Source organism: Streptomyces sp. NPDC101110, assembly GCF_044759525.1.
Taxonomy (GTDB): Bacteria; Actinomycetota; Actinomycetes; order Streptomycetales; family Streptomycetaceae; genus Streptomyces.
In genome coordinates, this window is the sequence record NZ_JBIVZM010000002.1 from 171,408 (window position 1) to 194,644 (window position 23,237).

At 72.4% G+C, this 23,237-nt stretch carries 22 protein-coding genes and 1 pseudogene; 12 read left to right on the forward strand and 11 right to left on the reverse strand.

Features of this window, described 5'->3' with window-relative positions:
* Window positions 1-17: 17 nt before the first annotated feature.
* The 3 genes and pseudogenes from ACIQU3_RS04140 to ACIQU3_RS04150 all read right to left on the reverse strand — a co-directional run bounded on the left by ACIQU3_RS04140 (window position 18) and on the right by ACIQU3_RS04150 (window position 2,514).
* Window positions 18-413 (reverse strand): hypothetical protein, encoded by a 396-nt coding sequence (locus tag ACIQU3_RS04140; RefSeq protein ID WP_403923284.1) that lies wholly within the window; start codon window positions 411-413, stop codon window positions 18-20.
* A gap of 199 nt (window positions 414-612) precedes the next feature.
* Window positions 613-783 (reverse strand): annotated as a pseudogene (locus tag ACIQU3_RS04145) (alpha/beta hydrolase); the annotation flags it as partial.
* Window positions 784-1,329: 546 nt separating this feature from the next.
* On the reverse strand, window positions 1,330-2,514 hold the full coding sequence (locus tag ACIQU3_RS04150; RefSeq protein ID WP_403727891.1) for a PucR family transcriptional regulator: 1,185 nt from the start codon (window positions 2,512-2,514) through the stop codon (window positions 1,330-1,332).
* Between the two features lie 150 nt (window positions 2,515-2,664).
* On the opposite strand from ACIQU3_RS04150, the gene ACIQU3_RS04155 reads away from it, so the two are divergent.
* Window positions 2,665-4,188, forward strand: a complete 1,524-nt coding sequence (locus ACIQU3_RS04155; protein ID WP_403923286.1) for a long-chain fatty acid--CoA ligase — start codon at window positions 2,665-2,667, stop codon at window positions 4,186-4,188.
* Window positions 4,189-4,471: 283 nt separating this feature from the next.
* Here the strand turns inward: ACIQU3_RS04155 and ACIQU3_RS04160 are convergent, their stop codons facing one another.
* A complete protein-coding gene (locus tag ACIQU3_RS04160) occupies window positions 4,472-4,888 on the reverse strand; it encodes a MarR family winged helix-turn-helix transcriptional regulator (RefSeq protein ID WP_403923287.1) in 417 nt (138 codons plus the stop codon).
* A 92-nt stretch (window positions 4,889-4,980) separates the two neighbouring features.
* Between ACIQU3_RS04160 and ACIQU3_RS04165 the strand changes: the two genes are divergently transcribed.
* Window positions 4,981-6,552: an MFS transporter gene (locus tag ACIQU3_RS04165; RefSeq protein ID WP_403923288.1), complete on the forward strand. Its 1,572-nt coding sequence runs from the start codon at window positions 4,981-4,983 to the stop codon at window positions 6,550-6,552.
* 66 nt (window positions 6,553-6,618) lie between these two features.
* Here ACIQU3_RS04165 and ACIQU3_RS04170 read toward each other — a convergent pair whose 3' ends face one another.
* A complete protein-coding gene (locus ACIQU3_RS04170) occupies window positions 6,619-7,797 on the reverse strand; it encodes an acyl-CoA dehydrogenase family protein (RefSeq protein WP_403727883.1) in 1,179 nt (392 codons plus the stop codon).
* Between the two features lie 77 nt (window positions 7,798-7,874).
* Window positions 7,875-8,249, reverse strand: a complete 375-nt coding sequence (locus ACIQU3_RS04175; RefSeq protein ID WP_403923289.1) for a ferredoxin — start codon at window positions 8,247-8,249, stop codon at window positions 7,875-7,877.
* Window positions 8,250-8,367: 118 nt separating this feature from the next.
* Between ACIQU3_RS04175 and ACIQU3_RS04180 the strand changes: the two genes are divergently transcribed.
* The 7 genes from ACIQU3_RS04180 (at window position 8,368) to ACIQU3_RS04210 (ending at window position 15,030) form a co-directional block, all read left to right on the forward strand.
* Entirely contained in the window at window positions 8,368-8,733 is a 366-nt protein-coding gene (locus ACIQU3_RS04180; RefSeq protein WP_403727879.1) for a DUF6479 family protein, read from the forward strand.
* Window positions 8,734-8,908: 175 nt separating this feature from the next.
* The gene (locus tag ACIQU3_RS04185; protein WP_403727877.1) at window positions 8,909-9,415 is read left to right on the forward strand and encodes a SigE family RNA polymerase sigma factor; all 507 of its coding nucleotides are present in this window, start codon (window positions 8,909-8,911) and stop codon (window positions 9,413-9,415) included.
* An 11-nt stretch (window positions 9,416-9,426) separates the two neighbouring features.
* A complete protein-coding gene (locus ACIQU3_RS04190) occupies window positions 9,427-9,948 on the forward strand; it encodes a cellulase (protein WP_403727874.1) in 522 nt (173 codons plus the stop codon).
* A 135-nt stretch (window positions 9,949-10,083) separates the two neighbouring features.
* On the forward strand, window positions 10,084-11,358 hold the full coding sequence (locus tag ACIQU3_RS04195) for a glycosyltransferase (protein WP_403727872.1): 1,275 nt from the start codon (window positions 10,084-10,086) through the stop codon (window positions 11,356-11,358).
* Window positions 11,355-12,617, forward strand: coding sequence for a hypothetical protein (locus ACIQU3_RS04200; RefSeq protein WP_403727868.1), 1,263 nt, complete (start codon window positions 11,355-11,357; stop codon window positions 12,615-12,617). The genes ACIQU3_RS04195 and ACIQU3_RS04200 overlap by 4 nt, the downstream gene beginning before the upstream one ends.
* Window positions 12,618-12,742: 125 nt before the next feature.
* A complete protein-coding gene (locus tag ACIQU3_RS04205) occupies window positions 12,743-14,407 on the forward strand; it encodes a purine-cytosine permease family protein (RefSeq protein WP_403923291.1) in 1,665 nt (554 codons plus the stop codon).
* A gap of 167 nt (window positions 14,408-14,574) precedes the next feature.
* Complete coding sequence (locus tag ACIQU3_RS04210; protein ID WP_403923293.1) at window positions 14,575-15,030, forward strand: hypothetical protein; 456 nt, start codon at window positions 14,575-14,577, stop codon at window positions 15,028-15,030.
* Between the two features lie 152 nt (window positions 15,031-15,182).
* Here the strand turns inward: ACIQU3_RS04210 and ACIQU3_RS04215 are convergent, their stop codons facing one another.
* Together ACIQU3_RS04215 and ACIQU3_RS04220 are read right to left on the reverse strand one after the other, a co-directional pair.
* Window positions 15,183-15,764: a hypothetical protein gene (locus ACIQU3_RS04215; protein ID WP_403727861.1), complete on the reverse strand. Its 582-nt coding sequence runs from the start codon at window positions 15,762-15,764 to the stop codon at window positions 15,183-15,185.
* Between the two features lie 111 nt (window positions 15,765-15,875).
* The gene (locus tag ACIQU3_RS04220) at window positions 15,876-16,976 is read right to left on the reverse strand and encodes a winged helix DNA-binding domain-containing protein (RefSeq protein ID WP_403923294.1); all 1,101 of its coding nucleotides are present in this window, start codon (window positions 16,974-16,976) and stop codon (window positions 15,876-15,878) included.
* Between the two features lie 323 nt (window positions 16,977-17,299).
* Here ACIQU3_RS04220 and ACIQU3_RS04225 point away from each other — a divergent pair, with 323 nt between their 5' ends.
* Together ACIQU3_RS04225 and ACIQU3_RS04230 are read left to right on the forward strand one after the other, a co-directional pair.
* A complete protein-coding gene (locus tag ACIQU3_RS04225) occupies window positions 17,300-18,529 on the forward strand; it encodes an acyl-CoA dehydrogenase family protein (protein ID WP_403923295.1) in 1,230 nt (409 codons plus the stop codon).
* Between the two features lie 85 nt (window positions 18,530-18,614).
* Window positions 18,615-19,133: a DUF6174 domain-containing protein gene (locus ACIQU3_RS04230; protein ID WP_403727856.1), complete on the forward strand. Its 519-nt coding sequence runs from the start codon at window positions 18,615-18,617 to the stop codon at window positions 19,131-19,133.
* A 39-nt stretch (window positions 19,134-19,172) separates the two neighbouring features.
* On the opposite strand, the gene ACIQU3_RS04235 is transcribed toward ACIQU3_RS04230, so the two are convergent.
* The 3 genes from ACIQU3_RS04235 to ACIQU3_RS04245 all read right to left on the reverse strand — a co-directional run bounded on the left by ACIQU3_RS04235 (window position 19,173) and on the right by ACIQU3_RS04245 (window position 22,158).
* Window positions 19,173-20,267: a glutamate--cysteine ligase gene (locus ACIQU3_RS04235; protein ID WP_403727854.1), complete on the reverse strand. Its 1,095-nt coding sequence runs from the start codon at window positions 20,265-20,267 to the stop codon at window positions 19,173-19,175.
* Window positions 20,268-20,627: 360 nt separating this feature from the next.
* A complete protein-coding gene (locus ACIQU3_RS04240; protein ID WP_403923297.1) occupies window positions 20,628-21,245 on the reverse strand; it encodes a hypothetical protein in 618 nt (205 codons plus the stop codon).
* Between the two features lie 58 nt (window positions 21,246-21,303).
* Window positions 21,304-22,158: a LysR family transcriptional regulator gene (locus ACIQU3_RS04245; protein ID WP_403923299.1), complete on the reverse strand. Its 855-nt coding sequence runs from the start codon at window positions 22,156-22,158 to the stop codon at window positions 21,304-21,306.
* A gap of 206 nt (window positions 22,159-22,364) precedes the next feature.
* Here ACIQU3_RS04245 and ACIQU3_RS04250 point away from each other — a divergent pair, with 206 nt between their 5' ends.
* Window positions 22,365-23,177: an EamA family transporter gene (locus ACIQU3_RS04250; protein WP_403923555.1), complete on the forward strand. Its 813-nt coding sequence runs from the start codon at window positions 22,365-22,367 to the stop codon at window positions 23,175-23,177.
* Window positions 23,178-23,237 lie beyond the last annotated feature (60 nt).

Below are 23,237 nucleotides of genomic sequence, written 5' to 3' on the forward strand. Positions count from 1 at the left end.
TCGGCCGCGGATGCGGCCTACAGCAGCAAGCGAGAGAGAGCCGAAAGATCGGGTGGTGCCCTTCCCGTCGTTCCCGGGACGTCCCGGCCGCCGGCCGCTCCGTGGTGGACGGCCCGAGGCCGGCCTGTGGAGGGCTGGTGGGCAGGCGCCGGCTTCTCGATGTCGATGTCGGCGGCGGTGCAGTGCTGCATCGCCGTGCCGGAGCAGGCCCCGTCGTCGTCGGCCGCAGTCTCGGCCGCGGCATCGGTCGGCGCGGTGTGCCCGTGCGGGTGCGGAGGTGTGCTCGGTGGGGGCGGGTGGTGCACCCCTCTGGAGCCGCTTCCGCCCGCCGTTCCCGTCGGCGGCACGTGGGTGATGGCGGCGACCGTTTCGTGGTGGATGAGAACGGCGAGCACCGTCACCGTCGCGATCACGGCAGCGCGTGTCCACCGGAGCACGGCACCGTGGGCCGTGCCTCCTCGGTGAGCGACTGTCGTCATGGGTTCCATCCGCGCTTGAGCTGAATCGGCCCGCCGTCGTCAATCTACCGGGGAGGGGTAATTCGGCGACCGGAGTCGGCGACTGGAGTGTCGGTGGCTCCGGTCGCGGCAACGAGCAGCACTCGGAGAGCCTTCAGGCGGGCAGGGAGGCGAGCCAGTCGACAAGGAGCCGGTTGATCTCGGCGGGGCGCTCCTGCTGGATCCAGTGGCCGCAGCCGTCGAGGATGCGGGAAGAGACCAGACCGGGCAGGGTGTGAGGGTAAGCCTTGATCGCGTCGGCCATCCACGTCGTGGAGGCGTCCACTTCCGGGAAGCCGTGCACCAGCAGCACCAGCGGCCCGGTGCCCTGCTCCACCAGGTGGATCCGGCCCGCGGGCGAGGGGACCAGCCGGGGCGTCACTGCTGTGGCCTGCTTCGACATGGCTCCTCCGGGATCCTTGATCTGCCATGCGCCGAGATCAGTACCCGATCATGCGAGTAACGGCGCGGGCGTACGAGTCTTGTTGCCGGTTCGGCAAAGCGGTTCCGGACGGCCCGCCTCAGGCGATCCGGCGTTCATAATTCATGCAGCCGGCGAAGCCGAGGGAACCCGGCCCCTGAGTGGCCCACTGGTTCTGGGCCATTCGGCCCAGACCGCCGCCCGCTCGCAGAGGGATGTCTTAACTCGCTGTACCCCTGCCCTCCCACCAAGACGACGCGACCACCCGGCAGCGACGCATGAGCACCTCGCCCCTTCTCCTCTCACGCACCCGCCCGGCGCAGATGTCGCCCACCATCGCCGGCGCGGCCCGGGGCTCCGGGCATCACGACACGCCGTGTGCGGCATGTGCGGCATCAGTACACAGCCGAGTCACCGGATGACGTCACTGAACGACGCGCTCGCCCGGCGTGCCGCCAGGAGCGCGACGCGGATGTCCGCCACCGCCCGTGGATCGGACAGCGAGCGGGCCGTGAGCTCCTCGACGCGCCGCAGCCGGTAGCGGACGGTGTTGGGGTGGACGAACAGGCTGCGCGCCGCTTCCGTGGCGGAGCCGGCGGCGGCGAACCAGTGCTCCACGGTCTCCAGGAGCCGGGCACGCTCGGCGGCCGGGAGATCGAGCAGGGGTTGCAGGACCACCTCCACCAAGTGCGCCGCCTCGGCCGGGGCGGCGGCAACCACCATCGCCAGCGGGTCGTCGTCGAAGCGCGCGACGCCGGGGCCGGTGCCCGGGATGCCGGCCAGAGCAAGACGGGCGAAGCGCAGGGCCTGTGGGGTGTCCCGCAGCGAAGGGAAGCACGGGCTGACGCCCACGCGGGCGCCCGCGCGGCGCAGGATGCGCAGGCAGGTGCCCTCCGCGGTCGTGGTGGGCAGCGCGGCCAGACCGATCTGCTGGTCGGGCAGCAGCCGCCAGGCGAAGCGGATCTGGGCCTGACGCAGCGCCGTTTCCGTCCCGGCCAGCGGCTCCTCACCGGGGGCGTCGGCTGCCGCCGCGACGACCACGTAGGGTCCGCGGTCGGGCAGTCCCAGCTCGCGGGCCGCCTCCCACAGCGTGCGGTCGGCGATGACGCCGGTGAACAGCGCCTCCACCAGTGCCGAGCGGCGGGCCTGACGCCGCGAGGTCAGTTCGGCTGTGGTCTCCCGGTAGGCCGCCGCCACCGCCTCCGCGTAGCGGCCGAACAGGGCCCAGACCTCCGCCGACTGGGACACCAACTGGGCGTCGGTGACCTCGGGATGGGTGCGTGCCTCGGCAAGGATGTCCGTCCACAGGAGTTCGAAGCCGATCCGGTACGCGTGCAGGGTGTCCGCCAGCGGCACGCCCTGCTCTGCGCGCAGGCGGCCGGTCTCCCGGGCCGGGCTCGGGTCCTGTGCGCCTGCGCGGCCGAGCTGGCCCAGGAGCAGGTCCGCGTTGGCGGTGCACGAGCGGCGCAGCGAGTCGAAGGGGATCAGCGCCTCGTCCTTGTAGGCGTCGACGTCCGAGCGGATGCGCTGCGCCATCCGCTCGCCCAGTTCCGGCAGCCTCGCATGAAGCGCCGAGACAACCCCCGAGATGTCCATTCCAGCAGCTTAATGCCCCTGTTTTGTCATCACGGACAATCCGGGAGGGCACGCGCTGTCGTACCGCACATAGGCCGTCGCCACGCATGCCAGCACCATGTCGACAACGTGAACAACGGATTTCAACGGTGACGTTCCTGGAGGCGGGTCATGGCCAATCTGGCGGAGTTCCTGGTGGAGACGGCACGGCTGCAACCGGAACGCCCCGCGCTGCGACTCGGGGACCAGGTCACCAGCTACGCGGAGCTCGACGAGCGCAGCGCCCGCGCCGCCGCTCTGCTTCGGGCCGAGGGCGTACGACCGGGAGACCGGGTCGCCCTGATGCTGCCCAACGTTCCCGAGTTCGTGGTCCTGTATTACGGGGTGCTGCGCGCCGGCGCGGTCGTCGTCCCGATGAACCCGCTGCTGAAGACCCGGGAGACCGAGTACCACCTGCGCGACTCCGGCGCGGTGCTGCTCTGCGAGTGGCACCAGGCGCCCGGCGAGGGCGCGCAGGGGGCGGCCGCCGCCGGAGTACGGCACATGGCCGTCGAGTCCGTCGCCTTCGCGGGCCTACTGGCTGGTCACGAGCCGCTGCCGGAGGTGAGTGAGCCGGACGGCGAGGACGTGGCCGTGCTGCTGTACACGTCCGGCACCACCGGCCGCCCCAAGGGCGCCACCCTCACCCACGCCGGACTGCGGCACAACACCGAGGTCAACACGGTTCATGTGCAGCAGATGACGGCGGACGACGTGGTCGTGGGCTGTCTGCCGCTGTTCCACATCTTCGGCCAGATCTGCACGATGAGCGTGACCCTCCGCGCCGGTGCCTCCCTCACCTTGATCCCCCGCTTCGACCCGCAGACCGTACTGGACGCCATCGCCCGCGACCGGGCGACGATCTTCGAGGGCGTGCCGACCATGTACGCGGCGCTGCTCCAGCACCCCCCGGAGGCGGACGTGTCGACGCTGCGGATGTGCGTCTCCGGCGGAGCCTCGCTGCCGGTGGAGGTCCTGCACGGCTTCGAGCGTCGCTTCGGCTGTGTGGTGCTGGAGGGCTTCGGCATGTCCGAGACCAGTCCGGTGGTCACGTTCAACCACCCCGACCGGCCGCGGAAGGCCGGGTCCGTCGGCACCCCGATCAAGGACGTGGAGGTGCGGCTCCTCGACGACAGGGGCCAGGAGGTGGCCCAGGGCGAGATCGGCGAACTGGCCGTCCGCGGGCCGAACGTGATGAAGGGATACTGGAACCGTCCGGAGGAGACAGCGGCCACCATCCAGGACGGATGGCTGCGCTCGGGCGACCTCGCGCGCCAGGACGAGGACGGCTACCTGTACATCGTCGACCGCAAGAAGGACATGATCATCCGCGGCGGCTACAACGTCTACCCGCGCGAGATCGAGGAGGTGCTCCACGAGCACCCGGCCGTCGCCCTGGCCGCGGTGGTGGGCGTGGCCGACGCGCATCTGGGCGAGGAGATCGCGGCCGCGGTGGTGCTGCGCCCGAAGGCGCAGGTCACTCCGGACGAGCTCCAGCAGTTCGTCAAGGAGCGCGTGGCGGCGTACAAGTACCCGCGCCGGGTGTGGCTCGTGGACACACTGCCCACGGGCCCCAGCGGCAAGATCCTCAAGAGGGAGATCACCGCGCCGGCCCTCCGGACGGGCTCTGTCACGGTGACCGACCCGGTGGGCTGATCCTCCGGTTGATCAGTGTGGACGGGCAGGGCAGCTCCAGGCTGCCCTGCCCGTCGCAGTCGCGGGTGTCGGCCTCGGTGGCGCTACTCGCGGCTTCACCCTAGGCGTCCAGGGACTTCCTGCCGCCATGGACGGTGAGCCGGCCGGAGGGCGTTAGGGCAGGAGCCCGCGGCACTGCTCCATCTGGAGTCGGGCCCGCCCGGACGCCCCGGGCCCACGGGCCCCGTCGACCCGCCACGTCACCGTTCGAGTGCTCGGCGGGCCAGCACTCACCCAGCGCGCATCAGCGCGGGAAGACGGCCGTCAGGAGACGGAACAGTTCGGCGCGCTCCTCGTCGGACAGCTGGTCCAGGCCGGTCTGCGTCTGCTCCATCCGCTCGCGGATCGTGTCGATCGCCTTCTCGCCCACCTCGGTGAGGGCGACGTTCTTCACGCGGCGGTCGGTGGGGCTGACCTCGCGGCGGACCAGGTCCCGCTTTTCGAGCCGGTCGATGATTCCGGTCATGTTCGAGGCGTCGCAGGCGAGGGTCTGTGCGAGCGAGCGCATCGAGGCGGGCGCGCGACGCAGCACCGAGAGGGTCTTCGCCTGGCTGGACGTGAGGCCCGTGTCGGCGGCGGCAGCCGTGAAGTCGGCGTAGTGCGTACTGACCGAATGGGCGAGCAGCTCCATGAGCTGCGCCTTGGACGGGATCGGGGACATGTCCCGAGGGTACCGCGAAAAGCTTGAACCTCCCAACCTTTGACATTCACCAAGCTCTTATCGTTTGATGTCCTCAAGCATATAGTACCTCAATGGTCTCTGTCCTCGACCATCGATGCATCCATCCTTCGGGCACCCCCTCCACCGGAAAGAAGACCGTGAAGTCCTCCCTTGCCGCCACGCCGGAGCGCCGCACCGGCAGTCTCAGCCTCGTCCTGGTACTGGGCCTCGCCGCCATGGTCGTGTCGATGATGCAGACCCTGGTCATCCCGATCCTCGGCATCATCCAGAACGACCTCGGCGCCACCACCGCCCAGGTCAGCTGGGTCACCACCGCCACGCTGCTGTCGGCCGCGGTCTTCACCCCGCTCCTCGGCCGCCTCGGCGACCAGCACGGCACCAAGCCGACTCTGCTCGGCGTGCTGGTGGTGATGGTCGCCGGATCCGTGCTCGCCGCGACCACGAGCTCCATGCTGTGGCTCATCGTGGCCCGGGTGATGCAGGGTGCCGCCACCGCGATCTTCCCGCTCGCGCTGTCCGTGCTGCGCGCCGAGGTCCAGCCCGCCCGGCTGCCCGGCGCCATGGCCCTGGTCAGCGGAACACTCGGGTTCGGCAGCGGCCTCGCCCTGGTGAGCGCCGGACTCCTCTCCAAGGGTGCCCACCCCGACTACCACCAGGTCTTCTGGCTGGCCGCCGCACTGGCCACCGCGGCCCTCGTCGCGGTCGCGGTCGCCGTCCCCGCACCCCGCACCCGGACCGGCGGCCGGACCGACTGGCTCGGCGCCACCGGTCTCGCCCTGGTGCTCGTCCTGCTTCTGCTGCCCATCTCACAGGGCCACACCTGGGGCTGGACCTCTGCCCGCACGCTCGGCCTCTTCATCGGCGCCGCCGTCATGACCGCCCTCTGGGTCGTGATCGAGCGCAGGGTCCGCGACCCCCTGGTCGACATGAAGATGTTCGTCCACCGGCCGGTGCTGTTCACCAACGCCGCCGGACTGCTCGTCGGATTCGCCATGTTCGCGCAGTTCATCGGCGTCTCCTACCTCGTCCAGACGCCCTCCGACATCGCCGGCTACGGCTTCGGCGCCTCCGTCCTGCGCGCCTCCGTCGTCTACCTGCTGCCCTCCGCCCTCGTCTCGCTCGCGGCCGCCCAGTTCGGAGGCATGCTGGTACGCCGTATCGGCGCGCGCCTCACCCTCGCCGTCGGCGCCGCCTTCGGCGTGATCGGTTTCGCCTGGCTGACCCTCGCCCACGACACCACCGCGTCGGTGATCCTGGCGGGCATGGTCGTCGGCGTCGCCGTCAGCTTCGGCTACGCCGCGATGCCCGCCCTGATCGTGGCCGGTGTCCCGCACCATCAGACCGGCATCGCCAACGGCATCAACTCCATCTCCCGCTCCACCGGCAGTGCGATCGGCAGCGCGGTCGTCACCTCGCTCCTCGCCTCCCGGACGCTCGACAACCTGCCCGCCGGAGTCCCCGCCCTGCCCGCCGAGAGCCAGTACACCCTGAGCTTCGCCCTCGCCGGCATGGCATTCCTGCTGGTCATCGGTGTGGCCATGGTCGGCCTGGCGATCCGTCGCAGGTCCCCCTCGCCTGCCACCGACACGGCTCCCTCCGACGACACCGAGACCGCACCCGCACGCCCGGCCGTCACGGTCTGACCGGCGCCGCCCTCGGGTGCCGCGTCCACCTGCGGGGCCGGCAGAGCTTGACGGCCCTGACACCCCTCAGCGCCGCACCCGCGGCATCCCCAGCCCGATCCACGAGATGATCTCGCGCTGGATCTCGTTGTTGCCGCCGCCGAAGGTGAAGATGACGGCCGAGCGGTAGCCCCGTTCGAGTTCGCCGTGCAGGACCGCACCGGCCGAGCCCTCCTTCAGGGCACCCGGAGCCGCGACGATCTCCATGAGCCAGGCGTAGGCCTCGCGCCGGGCCTCCGAGCCGTAGACCTTCACCGCCGAGGCGTCCTGAGGGGTGAGGGTGCCGTCCTGGACCGCGCCGACCATTTGCCAGTTGAGCAGTTTCAGCGCCTCCAGCCGGACGTGGGTGCGGGCCAGCAGGCGGCGCACCCAGGGCAGGTCGGCGACGCGGCGGCCGTCGACGAGCTTGGTCTCCTGCGCCCAGCGCCGCACGTCGTGCAGGGCGCGGATCGCCATGGTGCCGTGGGCTGCCAGGGTCACGCGTTCGTGGTTGAGCTGGTTGGTGATCAGCCGCCAGCCCTGGTTCTCGGCGCCGACCCGGTGCGAGACGGGGACGCGTACGTTCTCGTAGTAGCTGGCGGTGGTGTCGTGCGAGGCGAGGGTGTTGATCAGGGTGCAGGAGTAGCCCGGGTCGGTGGTCGGCACCAGGAGCATGGTGATGCCCTTGTGCGGCGGGGCCTGCGGGTCGGTGCGCACGGCCAGCCACACCCAGTCGGCCGTGTCGCCGTTGGTCGTCCAGATCTTCTGGCCGTCGACGACGTAGTGGTCGCCGTCCCGCACGGCCCGCGTGCGCAGGGACGCGAGGTCGGTTCCCGCGCCGGGCTCGCTGTAGCCGATGGCGAAGTCGATCTCGCCGGCGAGGATCTTCGGCAGGAAGCGGGCCTTCTGCTCCTCGGTGCCGTACTGCATGATCGTCGGCCCGACGGTGTTCAGCGCCATGAGCGGCAGCGGGACACCGGCCTGGGCGGCCTCGTCGAAGAAGATGAACTGCTCCATGGCCGTCAGGCCGCGCCCGCCGTACTCCTTCGGCCAGCCCACACCCAGCCAGCCGTCCGCACCGAGCCGCCGGATGGTCTCGCGGTAGAACCGCTTCTGGGCGGCCGGGTCGCCGTGCCGGGCGTAGGCGTGGTCCGGGACCAGTTCGGCGAAGTAGGACCGCAGTTCGGTGCGCAACCGCTGCTGCTCGGGCGTGTATTCGAGGTGCACGGCGCCTCCAGGCTCCCCAGACCGGTCCTGTCGGCGCACACCGTAGAACGTGTTTCAGAAATTGGGAATGGTGTCGGTCATTCGAGCGTGGCGAGGAAATCCGTGCACGCCCGCGCGCAGGCGCGGCACGCCGCCGCCGAGTCCTCCGCTCCCGGTTGCCGGTCGAAGACGTGGGCGGCCTCCAGGCACACGGTCCGGCACCACTCCACTTGGACGCGGATGGTGCTCTCATCCACCTGGTTCTGCTCGGACAGCACTCGGCAGGTCGCGTCGCAGACCTCCGCGCACATGATGCCCTTGCGTCGTACGAGTTCCTGGTTCTCGGTGCCGTCGGGATCCACGAGGCTGGCGCGCAGCGCGCACGCCCGCGCGCACTCCGTGCACGCCTGCGCACAGGCGAAACGGTCCTCCAGGAACCGGAACAGCTCCTCCTGGGATGTCGTCGAAGTCACACCGCGCGGGTAGCCCCGGCCGGCGCTTGTCAAACCCGGTGTTCTCCTGTGTTCCCCCCGGTGCGGCGCCCCCCGTGTCCAGCGGGTTCACGCAGGGGACCAGGGGTACCCGCGTGCCATGAATAGCGCATGGATGGAGATGGCCGCGGGCCGTGGCGCCGTCGGCATCGGGCTGATCGTGGCGGGTGTGGTGGTCGTGGCCCTGCTGCTGGGGGCCTTCGTCCTCGGCGTTCGCCTCAAGCGCAGGGAACTGCCCGCACCACGGCCGGACGAGCAGCCGCGGCTGCCCGACGGGGGCCCGGTCCGTGAGACCAGTGAGCGCCGTGAGCCCGAGGAGGTCCCGAGAAGCGAGGAGCGCCTGACCCCGCACCAGCTCAAGGGACACGGCAACATGAGCGACCGCACGAGCGCGTCGCAGGAGCGTCCGCGGTGGAACGAGGGCGGCAGCGGCGGCTTCGGCAGCGGCGGCCCCGGAGCCCGCTGAGCCTGGGAGGACCGCGAACCCGCAAAGGGGCCCGTGCCGGTGCACGGGCCCCTTTCCCATGCTCTGACCCGCCCTGCCCGAGGTGATGTGGATCACAGGTTTTGAGTGCATCGTGGGGCGGGGGCCAGCGTCTTTTGAGAGGTGTAGGGGGCCACTGAGACGCAGGACGGTGAGGATGGAGCAGTTTCGGGCGGACGGCTTCGACGATTTCGCGGCCGCCCGTTGGTCGGCGCTGCTCCATGTCGGGCGTCTGCTCACGGGGGGCGATCGGCAGCGGGCCGAGGATCTGGTGCAGGAGGCCTTGGTCAAGTTGTGGTTCGCGTGGCCGAAGGTCGCCGAGCAGGCTCCGGAGGCGTACGTCCGGACGGTGCTGGTGCGGCTGGCGGCCCGCTCGGCGCGGCGGCGCTGGTGGGGCGAGCGCCCCGTGGACCAGCTGCCCGACCGGGCCGACCCGGGCGACGTGTCCTCCGACGTCGCCGAGCGTTCCCGGCTGGAGGCGGCGCTGGCCCAGCTGTCGCCGAAGCAGCGCGCCGCGGTGGTGCTGCGCTATTGCGAGGACCTGCCCGAGGCCCAGGTCGCCCAGGCCCTGGGCTGTCCGGTGGGCACCGCCCGGTCCCATGCGTCACGCGGAGTCGCCCGGCTCCGCCAGATCCTGTCCGACACCGTCAGGCCCGTGGGGTGAAAGGAGAACCGATGGACGACTTCGAGCGGGACCTGTCGCGGCTCATGCACGACACCCGGGAGCACACCCCCTACGAGCCCGCGCACCGGCAGCGGCTGCACGCGGGCATCCGGGCCCGCCGCCGGTCGCGGATGCTGTGGAAGGCGGGCGGCTCCGCGGTGGCGGTGGCCGGGCTCAGCGTCGGACTGGCCTTTCTGCCCGGCGTGCTCACCCGCGCGCAGCCCGCCGATCCCCGCCCGCAGCCGGCGACGAGCCCGACGGCCTCACCGGACGGCACGCCGACGCCCGACCCGTCGGCGACGAGTCCCACCCCGACCCTGCAGCCCGAGACGTCCCTGCCCGCGACCACCACCGGCGGCATCACACCGTCCGGGACGACCACCCGGCCGCCCGACCCCACGCCGACAGCCACGGCCTCGGAGAGCCGGACCGGCACGACGCCCCCCGCGCCGCCGCCCTCCCCGACACCGACGGCGGTCCCTCCGTCGGCGCTGGACTCCGAGGAACCCTCCGCGTCGGCCTCCACCGAGTAGCCGCCTGAGCGGCCCTCCACGTCAGGGGCTCCCCGCCCCGCATCCTTCACCGCACCACCCGCCACGGGCACCTTCGGCATGCCCGGAACCGGCGCGCCGGCCTGCCCGCGCACCAGAAAGAGACCGTGAGACGCCATGAGAACCGCACGGCGGTCGGCCCTGGTCGACCGCCCCGTACCCGAACCGTCCGCGCTGCCCCGCCGGGCGCCGCTGCCCGCGCACCATCCGGACCCCGTCCTGGACGTGGTCGTTCCCGTGTACAACGAGGAGAACGACCTGGAACCCTGCGTCCGGCGCCTGCACGCGCATCTCGGCGAGACCTTCCCCTACGCCTTCCGCATCACCATCGCCGACAACGCCAGCACCGACCGGACCCCGCAGATCGCCGCGCGGCTGGCCGCGGAACTGCCCGGCACCGGCTGGATCCGGCTCGCGGAGAAGGGCCGGGGCCGGGCGCTGCACACCGCGTGGTCCCGCTCCCCCGCCCCGGTGCTCGCGTATCTGGACGTCGACCTGTCGACCGACCTCGCCGCGCTGCTGCCGCTGGTCGCGCCGCTGATCTCGGGCCACTCCGACATCGCCATCGGCACCCGGCTGGCCCGGGGTTCACGGGTGGTGCGCGGGCCGAAGCGGGAGATCATCTCCCGCTGCTACAACGGGCTGCTGCGCGGCACGCTCGCCGTGGGCTTCTCCGACGCTCAGTGCGGATTCAAGGCGGTGCGGCGGGACGTCGCCGAGCGGCTGCTGCCGCTGGTGGAGGACCGCGAGTGGTTCTTCGACACCGAGTTGCTGGTCATCGCGGAGCGCGCGGGCCTGCGGATCCATGAGGTGCCGGTGGACTGGGTGGACGACCCCGACAGCCGGGTCCACATCCTCTCCACGGCGCTGGCGGATCTGCGCGGCATGGCCAGGCTCGGCGGGGCCCTGGCCCGCGGCAGGCTGCCGCTGTCCGCGCTGCGCCGCAGCGGCGGCGGCCTCGCCGGGGACCTGCCCACGGGGCTGGCCCGGCAGGTGGTGCGTTTCGGCGCCGTCGGTGCCGCCAGCACCTTGTGCTACGTGCTGCTGTACAGCCTGCTCAGACCGGCGGCGGGGGCGCAGGCCGCCAACGCGCTCGCCCTGCTCGCCAGCGCGCTCGCCAACACGGCGGCCAACCGCCGGCTCACCTTCGGTGTGCGGGGCCGTGGCGGCGCACTGCGCCACCACCTCAAGGGCCTCGCCACGTTCCTGGTCGGGCTGGCCCTGACGAGCGGTTCGCTGGCCGTCCTCCACCACAGCGCGCCGGGCGCCGGCCACCGGGTCGAGCTCGTGACTCTGATCGCCGCCAACCTGGCCGCGACGCTGCTGCGTTTCCTCCTCTTCCGGGCCTGGGTCTTCCCGGCCCGCCGCACGACAGGACCCTCCGCCCCATGAGCACCGTCCAGCTGCGCCGCCCGCCCTCACGCGCCGAAGAGCACCGAGTCCCCCGCGGCTCCCGGGAGTTCCGGCCGCGGCTGCGCGCCGCCGCCGCGCGCTACGGGCCCGTGCTGCTGACGTACGGCGTGCTGAAGCTGGCCGGCTTCGCCGTCTTCATGTATCTGCTGGACGCGGCCGGCGACTTCCGGAAGAAGAACCCGCGCTTCGGAGGCGGTGAGCACCCCTGGGACGTCCTGGCCAGCTGGGACGGCTGGTGGTACCAGCAGATCGCGGCGCACGGGTACGACCCGGCCCTGAAACCGGTCCCGGGCGCGACGGGCATGATCACGCTGGAGGGCAACTCGGCGGCGTTCTTCCCGCTGTACCCGGCCCTGATGCGGCTGGTCTCGGAGTGCACGGGACTCGGCCTGTACGGCGCCGGCCTGACGGTGTCCGTCATCGCCTCGTTCGCCGCCGCGCTCGGCGTGTACGCCGTCACCGCGCGTCTCGGCGGCCACCGGGGAGGGCTGGTCGCGGCGGGGTTGTGGGCGGTCTGGCCCGGCTCGGGCACGGAGTGGTCGGGCTACTCGGAGTCCCTGTACACGGCTCTCGCCGCGTGGGCCTGCCACGCCGTCATGACCCGCCGCTGGCTCACGGCCGGTCTGCTGACCTGCGCGGCCGGGCTCTGCCGGCCCACCGCCGTGGCGCTGGTCGCCGCCCTGGCCGTCGCGGCGGTGCTGTCCCTGCGCCGACGTGCGGACGGGGTCCGCCGCCCCCTGGCCGCCGTGGCGATCGCGCCCCTGGGCCTGTTCGGCTATCTCGCCTGGGTCAACTACCGCATGGGCGACATCAACGGATACTCCAAGCTCCAGGACGGCGCCTGGGGGCACAAGTTCGACTGGGGAGTCCACTCGTTCAACGTGCTGACATCCATCCCCGTCGGCCACTTCGACTACCTCTTCGCGATGCCCTTCGAGGACGTGATCGGCCTCTGCGTGGTGCTGTCGGTGCCGGTGCTGACCGTGTTGCTGGCGCGTCTGCGACCGCCCGCCGTGCTCGTGGTGTACACGGTCCTCTCGTACCTCATGGTGATGACCACCCAGCAGTACTTCGGCAACGTCTCACGCTATCTGCTGCCGCTCTTCCCGCTGTTCGTGCCCCTGGCTCTGGCGATGCGCCGGCTCCGCCGGCCGTCCCTGGCCGCCGTGCTCGGCACGGCCGCACTGACCTCCGGGTCGTACGCGGGATACGTGCTGTTCGTGCTGGGAGTGCCGTAGAGGCCGCTGGTACCGGGTGAGAAGGCCCCGAAACACTCCCATCACCCAGGAAGCATTCAGGGGTAACGGCCGCTGCCTACCGTGCCTGCCTTGTCAGTACCCGACGCGCAGCAAGGAGGCGTGGCATGAGTGCCGAGCCGCGACTGGCCGCAGTGGCCGAGCCGGAACCCGCACCACAGGCAGTACCGGGCACGGACCAGGCCGTCAGGGAGACCCTCGAGGACTACACGCTCCGCTTCGCGCCCCGCAGTTACCGGCGCTGGACCCCGATGGTCGTGGCGACGACCGCGCTCGGCGGCATCGCCTACATGGCCGACTTCTCCATCGGGGCCGGCATCGGCCTGGCCCACGGCACCGGCAACGCGCTTCTCGCGATCGCCGTCGCCGCGGTCGTCATCTTCGTGACCGGCTTCCCGCTGGCCTACTACGGGGCCCGCTACAACATCGACCTGGACCTGATCACCCGAGGCTCCGGCTTCGGTTACTTCGGCTCGGTCCTCACCAGCGTCATCTTCGCCAGCTTCACCTTCATCTTCTTCGCCCTGGAAGGCTCGATCATGGCGCAGGGGCTGAAAATGGGCCTCCAACTGCCGCTCTGGCTGGGCTACTTGGTCTCCACGCTGATGGTGATCCCCCTGGTGGTCTACGGCATGACGGCACTGAGCAAGCTCCAGGTGTGGACGACACCGATCTGGCTGCTGCTGATGGTCGGCCCGCTGCTCTACCTGGTCGCCACCGACCCGGGCACCGTCGACCGCTTCCTCGCCTACGCGGGCACCGACGGGGACGGCGGCATCGACACCGCCTCCGTGCTGCTCGGCGCGGGCGTGTGCCTGTCGCTGATCGCGCAGATCGGCGAGCAGATCGACTACCTGCGCTTCATGCCGCCCAAGACCGAGGCGAACAAGCGCGGTTGGTGGGCGGCCGTGGTGATGGCCGGCCCGGGATGGGTTGTGCTTGGGGCACTGAAACAGGCCATCGGTGTGTTCCTCGCGGTGTACGTCATCGCCGAGGTCGGCGCCTCCGCCGCGCCCGAGCCGATCCAGCAGTTCAAGGGCGCCTTCGACGCGATGATGCCGTCATGGCTCGTCGTGCCGCTGGCGGTGGTGCTGGTCGTCATCAGCCAGATCAAGATCAACGTGACGAACGCGTACTCCGGTTCCCTCGCCTGGACCAACTCCTTCACGCGGGTCACCCGGCGCTACCCGGGCCGGATGGTCTTCGTCCTGGCCAACCTGGGCTTCGCCCTCGCCCTGATGGAGGCGGACATGTTCAGCTTCCTCAACAGCATCCTGGGCTTCTACTCGAACTGCGCGATCGCCTGGGTGGTCACCGTGGCCACCGACATCGGCATCAACAAGTACGTGCTGAAGCTGTCACCGCATGCCCCGGAGTTCCGCCGCGGCATGCTCTACGCGGTCAACCCCGTCGGTGTCGTGGCGTTCGTCGCCGCCTCGGGGCTGTCCATCGCGATGTACTTCCACGTCCTCGGGGACACGCTCCAGCCCTACTCCCCCGTCGCCGCGGCCGTCATCGCCTTCGTCGTCACGCCACTGATGGCCGTGGTCACCAAGGGCCGCTACTACCTGCGGCGCACGGGCGACGGCATCGCCGAACCCCTGCTGGACGAGGACGGCAACCCCAGCGCCGTCACCTACGCGTGCCATGTGTGCCGGCAGCGGTTCGAGCGGCCCGACGTGGCCGCCTGCCCGACCCACGACGCGGTCGTCTGTTCGCTGTGCCTGAGCACCGACAAGGCCGGCGACCACGTCCTGCCCGCCACGGTCTGACCCGCGTGGGGGGGAGCGGCCGGCCGCTCCCCCCCACAGCAGGTACCGAGTCGGTCTCGCGGGCACGGACCGGGACCCGACGGGGGCGCGGCTCCGGGAAACGGGCGGCATACTGATCTTGCACGACGTGCGGATCGGGCCGACAGTCGGGAAGGGGATGACGGGACGTGACCTCCGAAGAGCCGGACGGGCGGAGAATCCCCCACGAGCCGCCCGGCGTTCCTCCGGTCCCCGACGACGTGTGGCTGAGGTTCCTCACGGACAGCGAGTCCGCCATACGTGTCACGGCTCCCCGGGAGCCCTCCGCCACGGAGCGCGCGGCGGGACGGCAGCTCCAGCCTCCGCACGCCGTGGGCGACCTGTGGCAGCCGGACGACCCGTGGGTGCGCGTCCCGTGGCGGGACCTGGACCGCCGCGCCAAGGTCCGGCGCGCGGGGCGGGTGTCCGCCACCGCGGCCGCCGTCGCGATCGCCCTGGGCGCCTGGTCCCAGTTGTCCACCGGCGCGGGCGCGGACCACCGGCCCGGCGAGAGCCCGGTGCGGCAGGTCGAGGGCGCGACCGCGCACCTGTCCACGGCCACCCCTCTCCCCTCCGCGTCCCCCTTCGTACGGCCGTCCCGATAGCCCACGCGCGACGGGTGCGGGATCGAACCCGCCCCCGGCCACGGCGTACGTACTGATCCTGGTCCTCTTCGTCCCCCTTGACCGCCCGCTGGACGGAGCGGCCGCGAACGCCGGCCGGTGAGCGTCGGCGGAACAGCCGAGGGGTGCCCGTTTCAGCCCGTCTTCCAGCCCCTGCGCGTGTCGATCCGCTCCCACTCCGCGTCCCACTGCTTCATGCGGCGCCGGTCGAGGACCATCCGGATCAGCCAGGTGGCTCCCAGTGCCGCACCGCCGGTGAAGATCCCCGCGAGCGCGCCGCCCATGGCGGTGTGCAGCCAGGCCTCGCCGCCGGACACGGGTGGGCTCGTGAGGTCACCGCTGCGGTTCACCCACACGGGGAGGGTGCTCCCGGCGGGTGCTCTCGCAGGTACCCGGGCCTCCTCCCGGTGGGTCGAACCGTCGGGCGCGGTCCACCGCACCTTGCCCCACACCCGGTGGTCGCTCGCCGTTCGGGTCTGTGACGGGCCGGGTGCGTCCTCGACGAGCACGGCCCGGACCTGGCGGCTCTCGGCCCGCTGCCGTTCGACGGCCTGCTCGACCGTGCCCGCCGCCAGCAGCCCCGCGAGCAGCCCGCCCAGCAGGGCGAGCAGCCAGCCGGCGAGCACGACCCAGGCCTCGACGACGTCGACGCGCCGTCGGAGCGCGTTGCGTCGCCACCGCCACCACCGCACGGTCACGCGTTCTGACGCTTCCATCGGCCGACACCCCCTCGTGAGCACCGGCAGCACCCTTCCAGTGTGCGCCTGTCGGCCCGGAACGCCCGCCGATCACTGCGGGCGTCCCGTCCCGGAGGACGGGGGCGTGGTTCAGCCGGGTGAGGCCGCGACGCGTACCCGGTCGCTCCGGTCGTCGGAGAGGAAGCAGGCCATCGCCCGTCCTTCCTCGGCGACAGCCGTGCGGTCGGCCCGGGAGAAGCGGCGCAGCGGGGTGACGAGCACCGTGTCCGCCTCGACGGTCCAGGTCGCGGCGACCCGCCCGTCGACCAGGACCACCCGGGCACCGGCGACGGACAACGGGCGGTGTGTGTCGTCGATGATCCGGCTGCGGTCGTGGTAGCCCAGGATCGCGTTGTCGAACGCGGGCAGGAACCTCACCGGTGCCGGGGTGTCGGGGTGGGGGCGGGGTGCGTCGGGGAGGTCGAGCAGTTCGCGGCCCCGTTCGTCGCGGAAGGCGACCAGTTCGCCGCGGAGGGCGGAGACCGCGGCGGGCAGTCCGGCAAGCCCGCACCAGGCACGCAGGTCGGCGGGGGCGGCGGGGCCGAACGCGGTCAGGTAACGCCGTACCAGCGCTTGGCCCACGGGGTCGGAGACGTCCGGGGAGAGCGGGTCGATCTCGCGCCCGAGCCAGGAGGGGAGCTGCGCGTAGCGCGCTCCGCCGGTGGTGCGCCACAGGCCGCGCGGCGGCACCTGGACCGTGGGCAGGAGGGCGGCGACCAGCATCTCGCCCAGAGGACGCGGCTCCGCGGCGGGCAGGTGTTCGGCGACGGCCCGGGCGAGTTCGGGCATGGAGCGGGCTTCGCCGTCGGCCATGACCGCGCGCCCCGCCGCCGCGAGCGCACCGAGATCGATCCCGGCGAGCTCGCGCCGGTGGACGCCGAGGACCCGTTGACGGAGCATGCCGTCGTGGCGGGAGCGCCAGGCCACGACGTCGTCGGCGGTCACGAGATGGACGGTGCGGCGCATGAGGTGGGTGCGCACGACCCGCCGCCCGGTCAGCAGGCCGGACAGCTCCGCCGGGTCGAAGGCCCGCAGCCGCGACCAGAGCCCGGCGAAGGGCTCCTGCGGCTCCTGCGCCTGCAGGCCGCACAGGTGGCCGACGGCGTCGAGGACCGGCAGGTCGGCACGCTCGAGGAGCAACTGCCGTGCCAGGGTGGCGCGGTTGAGCGCGCGGGCGTCGAGAACGCTCATCGGCAGCACCTCGGCCTTCGGGTCGTGGGCCGACCCGTGGTCCAGGTGTCCGGGCGGCTTGCGCGCTCACGGTCGCACGGGACGCGGTCGGTTCGTGACCGCATCCGGCGACGGCGTGTGTGTCGGCCATCCGGTCCGGCACCGCGGCTCCGGTCCGCCCCGAACCGCCGTTTCCCATGTTCCCTACTTTCCCTATCGAATTACTAGGAAAGTATTGACGGGGCGTTGTGCTCTTGCGCAGGATGATGCGCATGGTCCCCGCACCTTCCCGTCCGTGAGGCACAACTCCCCGCTCTGCACACGAACTTGAGGAGATTCCCGCCATGGGCGTTGCCCCGGCGCAGTCCGGCCCCGCCATGGAGTTCGAACGCCCCGGGTCCGGCAGCGGGCACTGGCTGCGGGTGGCCCGCGAGACGGCGGAGGACCTGGCCACGGACGCGGTCGCCCGGGACCAGGCGGGCAAGCCCCCCTTCGACGAGGTGTCGCGGCTGCGTGAGTCGGGGCTGCTGCTCCTGCTCGTCCCCGCCGAACTCGGAGGCGGCGGCGCGGACTGGTCCCGGGCGTACGCGGTGGTCCGGGAGATCGCGGCGGCCGACGGCGCCATCGGCCAGCTCCTCGGCTGTCACTACTTCATGTCGTGGAGCGCCCGGTTCCTCGCCCGCCCGGCCCTCGGTGCCCGGCTGGAGCGGCGATCCACGGCGGAGGGGTGGTGCTGGGGCGGCGGCCTGGCCCGCCAGGAACCGGAGCTGACCCTCACGCGGCACACACGGGGATACGTACTGAACGGCCGGCAGAGCTACGCCGCCGGGGTTCTGGTCGCCGACCGCCTCGCCGTCCGCGCGGTGCGGGCCGGCACCGGCGAGCCCGTCGCCGTCGTGGTCGATCCCGCCCTCCCGGGCGTGGCCGTCGACGGTGACGCCGATCCCTTCGGCCAGCGCCTGGCGGCCGGCGGCAGCGTGGAGTTCGACGCGGTGCCGGTCCCCGCCGACGACGTGCTGGGGTCCCTCGCGGCGGACGAGGACGTCCTGTCGCCGCTGACGGCCCTGGTGTCACCGGTCGGCCGGCTGCTGTCGGCGCAGCTCCGGCTCGGCATGGCGGAGGGTGTGCTCGCCGAGGCCCGGGAGTACAGCAGGACCGGCCACTCGCGCCGGCACCCCGACTGGCCCGTCGGCTCTCCGCAGGATCCACAGGTGCTGACGGCGTACGGCGAGCTCACCGTGCTCACCCGCTCGGCGTCCGCACTCGCCGACGAGGCGCGCCGGGCCGTGCAGGGCGGGCTGGCCCACGGCGAGGACCTCACCTACGAGGACCACGCGGAGATCTCCGTCCTGGTGGCCATGGCCGAAGCCGCCGCGTCCAGGGCCGCCCAGGAGTCCACCGCCCGGGCCCTGGACATCATCGGCGCCCGTTCCGCCTCCGCGCGGCTCGGCTTCGACCGGTTCTGGCGCAACGCCCGGACGCACACCCTGTACGAACCCGTCGGCGACCGGCTCCGGGACGTAGGGGACTACTTCCTCAATGGTGCGCACCCCCCGTTCGTCCTCCCCGTCTGACCACGCGAAGACCGACGAAGGGCCGCCGAACGTTGCGCCGGTGGGCGGCGTCATAGCGGTATCCGCCGTCGAAGGGACCTCCGTCATGACCGCCGTGCCCCGCGCCGCCCGAGCCGTCTCCGCTGCCGTGCTGATCGGAGGCGTCGCCGGCGTGCTCGCCTCCTGCGGCACCACGACGCCGACGTCACCTGAGGCGGAGAACGCACCGGGTCGCATCCGGGGCGGCTGGCAGGAGCCCGCCTCCTACACCTACACGCTCCGGTCGAGCGAGGGGGAACGGAGCCTGCTCGGCACCTTCCGGATCTCGGTCCGCGAGGGCACCGTGGTGAAGGCGGTGGGCCTGGACGACTCCGCGCGCAGGGTGGTCGAGAGCGCACCCGGCACCGTGCCCACGCTCGGCGAACTCCTCGCCGAACTGGAGCAGGCGCGCCGGGACGACGCGGACAGGGCCGAGGCGCGGTACGCGGCCGACGGGCACCCCGTACGCATCGTCCTCGACCGGCAGGAGAACGCGGTCGACGACGAGGCCCGCTACGACATCACCGCCTACCATCCGGCGTACGACCGGCGCGCCGGGGATCCCGCAGCCCGGCCCGCCCCCTGACGCCGACCGGCCGTGGCGACGAGAAGCGGTTCCGGGGCCTCACGGCATCGTGCTCTGGGCGCTGATCAGCTCGGTGACCGCGCGCAGACCCCCGTGGGCCAGGGCGGCGCGCTGCCGGTCGGCGCCGGTCCCGTCCTGGAGCAGCCGGTGGACCAGGGACGTGACCTGCCGGGAGTCGCCGGACGCGTCGAGGGCGGGTGCGACGTGCCGCAGGAACTCGTAGAGCACATCGCCGGCCCGGTGAGGTGCGCCGCCCGGGTCGACCAGGGTGTCGCCGAGCCCGTGCCGGGCGGCGTGCCACATGGCGGCCTGCAACAGCTCCGGCGGGCTGTCGGGCAGCTCCACGCCGGCGGTCGCTTCCGCCAGCGCGGTCTCCACGAGGGCCCGGACGATCGCGGCGAGCATGACCGCCTCGTCGGCGCGCAGCTGGACGTCCAGGCACCGCACCTCGACCGTGGGATACGTGGCCGAGAGGCGGGCCTGCCAGTAGAGCTGACCGGTGTCGGAGATCAGGCCGGACTCCAGCAGCCGGTCCACCCGCCGGTCGTAGTCGGAGGCGTCCTGGAAGTGCGGGGGCATGCCGCTGACCGGCCACCGGCTGAAGATCACGGTGCGCCAGCTGGCGAAGCCCGTGTCGTGGCCGTCCCAGAGCGGGGAGTTCGCGGCCATGGCCGTCAGTGTCGGCAGCCGGGAACGGATCCGGTTCAGGACCTGCACACCCGCTTCCCGGTCGGGCACGCCGACGTGCACGTGCGTGCCGTTGACCAGTTGTTCCGCCACCAGCTGGGGGGCCTGCGTGACCATGGCACGGTAGCGGGCCTGGTCGGTCACGGCGATGGGGCGGCCGTGCCGCACCGGCGGGGTGCCGCACACCCCGATCCTGCAGCCGTGCTCCTCGGCGGCCACGCCGACGGCGTGCCGCAGCCGCAGGAGATGGCCTCCGACCTCCTCCAGGGTGTCGCAGACCGGTGTGGCCACCTCGACCTGGGCCTGGAGCAGTTCGTACTGCACCTCCTGGTCGGCCACGAGATGCCCCACACCCGCCGCCGCGCGCACCTTGTCCGCCTGAGGTACCGGCAGGCCCGTGACCGGGTCGAGCAGCAGGTACTCCTCTTCCACGCCGATCGTCGTCATCGACCATCCTTTTGTTCCGCCCGGCGGCCGGCCGGATTCCGGCGCGCTCCGGGCGCACCTCACGCAGCGGAGGCCACCTCTCGGGGCACGCTCGTGGACTCCCGAGTGCCGCGCTCCGGCCGGGACAAAACATGACACAGATACAGCAACCGCTTACGCGGGCCAGAGCCGTGACAGCACGCCGCCGGAGCCCACGGCGGCCCGGGCGGCGGACGGCGCTCGCCGCCCGGGCCAGGACCTTCCCCCGGCCGTCGCTGCGGCCCGGCGGCTCCGGCTACCAGCCCCTGCCGCGATGCCGCCCGGTCATGCGGTGCCGCCTACACGCTGACGCCGGCGCTCACCCCGCACGGACTGGTGGCTTCAGTGGCCGTAGGGCGGCTCCAGACAGCCGGTCTCCGGGTAGGGACCGTTGACCCGCACCTCGACGTTCGACTTCTGCACGAAGCCCGACACGCAGGCGTGGTCGCGCACGCGCAGGGCGAGCCGCGTCCCCTCGGGCGTGACGTAGCCGTCGTCCTTCCAGCGCGGCGACATCTGCGTGACGGTGAGCGTGCCGCCGAGGCGTCTGCCGTCCTGCGTGACGCGCTCCTCCTCGTAGCCCAGCCGGAGCAGTGCCGTCCGTACGACCGCGGGGTCCCACTTCCGCTGCTTCCACAGCCGCTCGATCACCGGCCGGATGCGGGCGGCCTCCCGCTCGGCGTCCTTCGCATGGGCCGGGGCCATGTCGCCCTCTCGGCGGTAGGCGTTGTTCTCACCGTAGTGCGGGGCACCGTCGCCGGCGCCGGGCTCCACGTAGGGCGACGCTCCGGGCGTGCTGGGCGAGGAGGTGCCCGACGGGGAGGAGGCGCCCGGCGGAGAGGGGGCCGCCCCGGTCCGGGAGTCCGGGGCGTGGAGGTCACCGCAGGCCCCGACAGCCGCAACGACGGCGAGAGTCACGGCGACGAGGCGGAGCGGGCGGACCGGCGTTGAGGTGGACATGATGTCGACTCTCTCATCACGGCCGGGCCCTCCCGGCCGGGTTTCCGCAGGGGGACGCTCAATCGTTGCGGTACAGAGCGGTGAGGAGTTCGATCGCCGACTGCGTGGCCGGGTGGGGCTCGTCGTGCCACCACGCGAGGCGTACGGCGATGGGTTCGGCATCGCGTACGGGGCGGTAGACGACACCGGGGCGCCGGTACTGGTGGGCGGTGGACTGCGCGGTCATGCCGACGCAGCGGCCGGTGGCGATGACCGTGAGCCAGTCGTCGACGTCGTGCGTCTCCTCGGTCGCCGGGCGGGAGTGGGGTGGCCACAGGTCGGGGGTGGTGGTGCCGGTCCGGCGGTCGATCAGCAGGGTGCGTCCGCTCAGGTCGGCGAGCCGTACCGAGCGGCGTCCGGCCAAGGGGTCGTCGGCGGACAGGGCGACCATGCGTCGTTCCAGTCCCACGATGGCCGAGTCGAGCCGCCGGTCCTCCGTGGGTCTGCGCAGCACGGCCAGGTCGCATGCCCCCTCGGCCAGGCCGGCCGTGGCCGAGTTGACGCGGACCAGGTGCAGTTCGGTCTCCGGACGGTCCAGAGCCCAGCGGCGCTGAAAGGCCGAAGTATGGCGGCCCAGCGCCGACCAGGCGTAGCCGATGCGCAGGACTGCGTGACCCGACGTGGCCTCCCGGACCAGGTCGTCGGCCTCCCCGAGCACCCTGCGGGCCCGGGCCGCCACCCGCAGCCCGGTCGTGGTTGGGGTGACCTCCCGGGAGGTGCGGCGCAACAGCTTGGCACCCAGGGCCCGTTCGAGCGAGGCGAGGGTTCGGGAGACCGCCGCCTGGGAGACGCCCAGCGCGTTGGCCGCGTCCGTGAACGTGCCCTCGTCGATGATCGCGACGAGACAGCGCAACTGCCGGAACTCCACATCCATGACTGCATCGTATAGATCGAACTCGGGACGCATTTGGCGCAAGGACCGGCTCGTCGCACGATCAGCGCATGCGAGCCGCCTCTGCCGCTTCCGGCCCCGCCCCCTCCGCCCCTGCCGCCTCCGCCGCCGCGTCCGGCCCTCCCGCCGCGCCCGCGCTCCCGGCTGCGGCGAAGGCCGCCGTGCATGGCCCGCACCGTCTCGCCGGCGTGGCCACGATGGTGGGCAGCGGACTGTCCAACCAGACGGGCGCGGCGATCGGCTCCCTCGCCTTCCCCGTCATCGGGCCGGTCGGCGTCGTCGCGGTCCGTCAGTACGTGGCCGCCGCCGTGCTGTGCGCGGTGAGCCCGCCCCGGCTGCGGTCCTTCACCCGGCGGCAGTGGTGGCCGGTCCTGTCGCTGGCCGTCGTCTTCGGGACGATGAACCTGTCCTTGTACAGCGCCGTCGAACGCATCGGTCTCGGCCTCGCCGTGACACTGGAGTTCCTCGGCCCGCTCACCATCGCGCTCGCCGCCGCGCGGCGCCGGGTGGACGCGTGCTGCGCGGTGACGGCGGCGGCGGGGGTGGCCGTTCTGATGCGGCCTCAGCCGTCCGCCGACTACGCGGGCATGGGGCTGGGCCTGCTGGCCGCCGCGTGCTGGGCGTCGTACATCCTGCTCAACCGCACGGTCGGACAGCGCATCCCGGGTGCGCAGGGTTCAGCGGCGGCGGCGGGGCTGTCGGCCCTGATGTTCCTGCCCGTCGGTGCCGTCCTCGTCGTCCGCCAGCCGCCGACCGCGCAGGCCGTCGGCTGTGCCGTCGCCGCGGGGGTCCTGTCGTCCGCCGTGCCGTACCTGGCGGACCTGTTCACGCTGCGCACCGTACCGGCTCAGGCCTTCGGGCTGTTCATGAGCGTCAACCCCGTCCTCGCCGCGGTGGTGGGCCTGCTGGGCCTCGGCCAGCACCTCGGACGGGCCGAGTGGGCCGGAATCGCGGCGGTGGTGCTGGCCAACGTGTCGAGCATCCTCGCGCGCCGCGGCTGACCCGGCGGGAGGGCGCGCCGCGAGCCGGGTCGCCGAATCCCCCGGCGGATCGGCGGAGCG

Excerpts from the sequence above, each read along its gene's own strand:
- ACIQU3_RS04150 (WP_403727891.1), bottom strand. The coding sequence starts at position 2,514 with ATGGACATCTCGGGGGTTGTCTCGGCGCTTCATGCGAGGCTGCCGGAA.
- ACIQU3_RS04155 (WP_403923286.1), top strand. The coding sequence starts at position 2,665 with ATGGCCAATCTGGCGGAGTTCCTGGTGGAGACGGCACGGCTGCAACCG.
- ACIQU3_RS04160 (WP_403923287.1), bottom strand. The coding sequence starts at position 4,888 with ATGTCCCCGATCCCGTCCAAGGCGCAGCTCATGGAGCTGCTCGCCCAT.
- ACIQU3_RS04165 (WP_403923288.1), top strand. The coding sequence starts at position 4,981 with ATGGTCTCTGTCCTCGACCATCGATGCATCCATCCTTCGGGCACCCCC.
- ACIQU3_RS04180 (WP_403727879.1), top strand. The coding sequence starts at position 8,368 with ATGAATAGCGCATGGATGGAGATGGCCGCGGGCCGTGGCGCCGTCGGC.
- ACIQU3_RS04185 (WP_403727877.1), top strand. The coding sequence starts at position 8,909 with ATGGAGCAGTTTCGGGCGGACGGCTTCGACGATTTCGCGGCCGCCCGT.
- ACIQU3_RS04190 (WP_403727874.1), top strand. The coding sequence starts at position 9,427 with ATGGACGACTTCGAGCGGGACCTGTCGCGGCTCATGCACGACACCCGG.
- ACIQU3_RS04195 (WP_403727872.1), top strand. The coding sequence starts at position 10,084 with ATGAGAACCGCACGGCGGTCGGCCCTGGTCGACCGCCCCGTACCCGAA.
- ACIQU3_RS04200 (WP_403727868.1), top strand. The coding sequence starts at position 11,355 with ATGAGCACCGTCCAGCTGCGCCGCCCGCCCTCACGCGCCGAAGAGCAC.
- ACIQU3_RS04205 (WP_403923291.1), top strand. The coding sequence starts at position 12,743 with ATGAGTGCCGAGCCGCGACTGGCCGCAGTGGCCGAGCCGGAACCCGCA.
- ACIQU3_RS04215 (WP_403727861.1), bottom strand. The coding sequence starts at position 15,764 with ATGGAAGCGTCAGAACGCGTGACCGTGCGGTGGTGGCGGTGGCGACGC.
- ACIQU3_RS04220 (WP_403923294.1), bottom strand. The coding sequence starts at position 16,976 with ATGAGCGTTCTCGACGCCCGCGCGCTCAACCGCGCCACCCTGGCACGG.
- ACIQU3_RS04225 (WP_403923295.1), top strand. The coding sequence starts at position 17,300 with ATGGGCGTTGCCCCGGCGCAGTCCGGCCCCGCCATGGAGTTCGAACGC.
- ACIQU3_RS04230 (WP_403727856.1), top strand. The coding sequence starts at position 18,615 with ATGACCGCCGTGCCCCGCGCCGCCCGAGCCGTCTCCGCTGCCGTGCTG.
- ACIQU3_RS04235 (WP_403727854.1), bottom strand. The coding sequence starts at position 20,267 with ATGACGACGATCGGCGTGGAAGAGGAGTACCTGCTGCTCGACCCGGTC.
- ACIQU3_RS04240 (WP_403923297.1), bottom strand. The coding sequence starts at position 21,245 with ATGTCCACCTCAACGCCGGTCCGCCCGCTCCGCCTCGTCGCCGTGACT.
- ACIQU3_RS04245 (WP_403923299.1), bottom strand. The coding sequence starts at position 22,158 with ATGGATGTGGAGTTCCGGCAGTTGCGCTGTCTCGTCGCGATCATCGAC.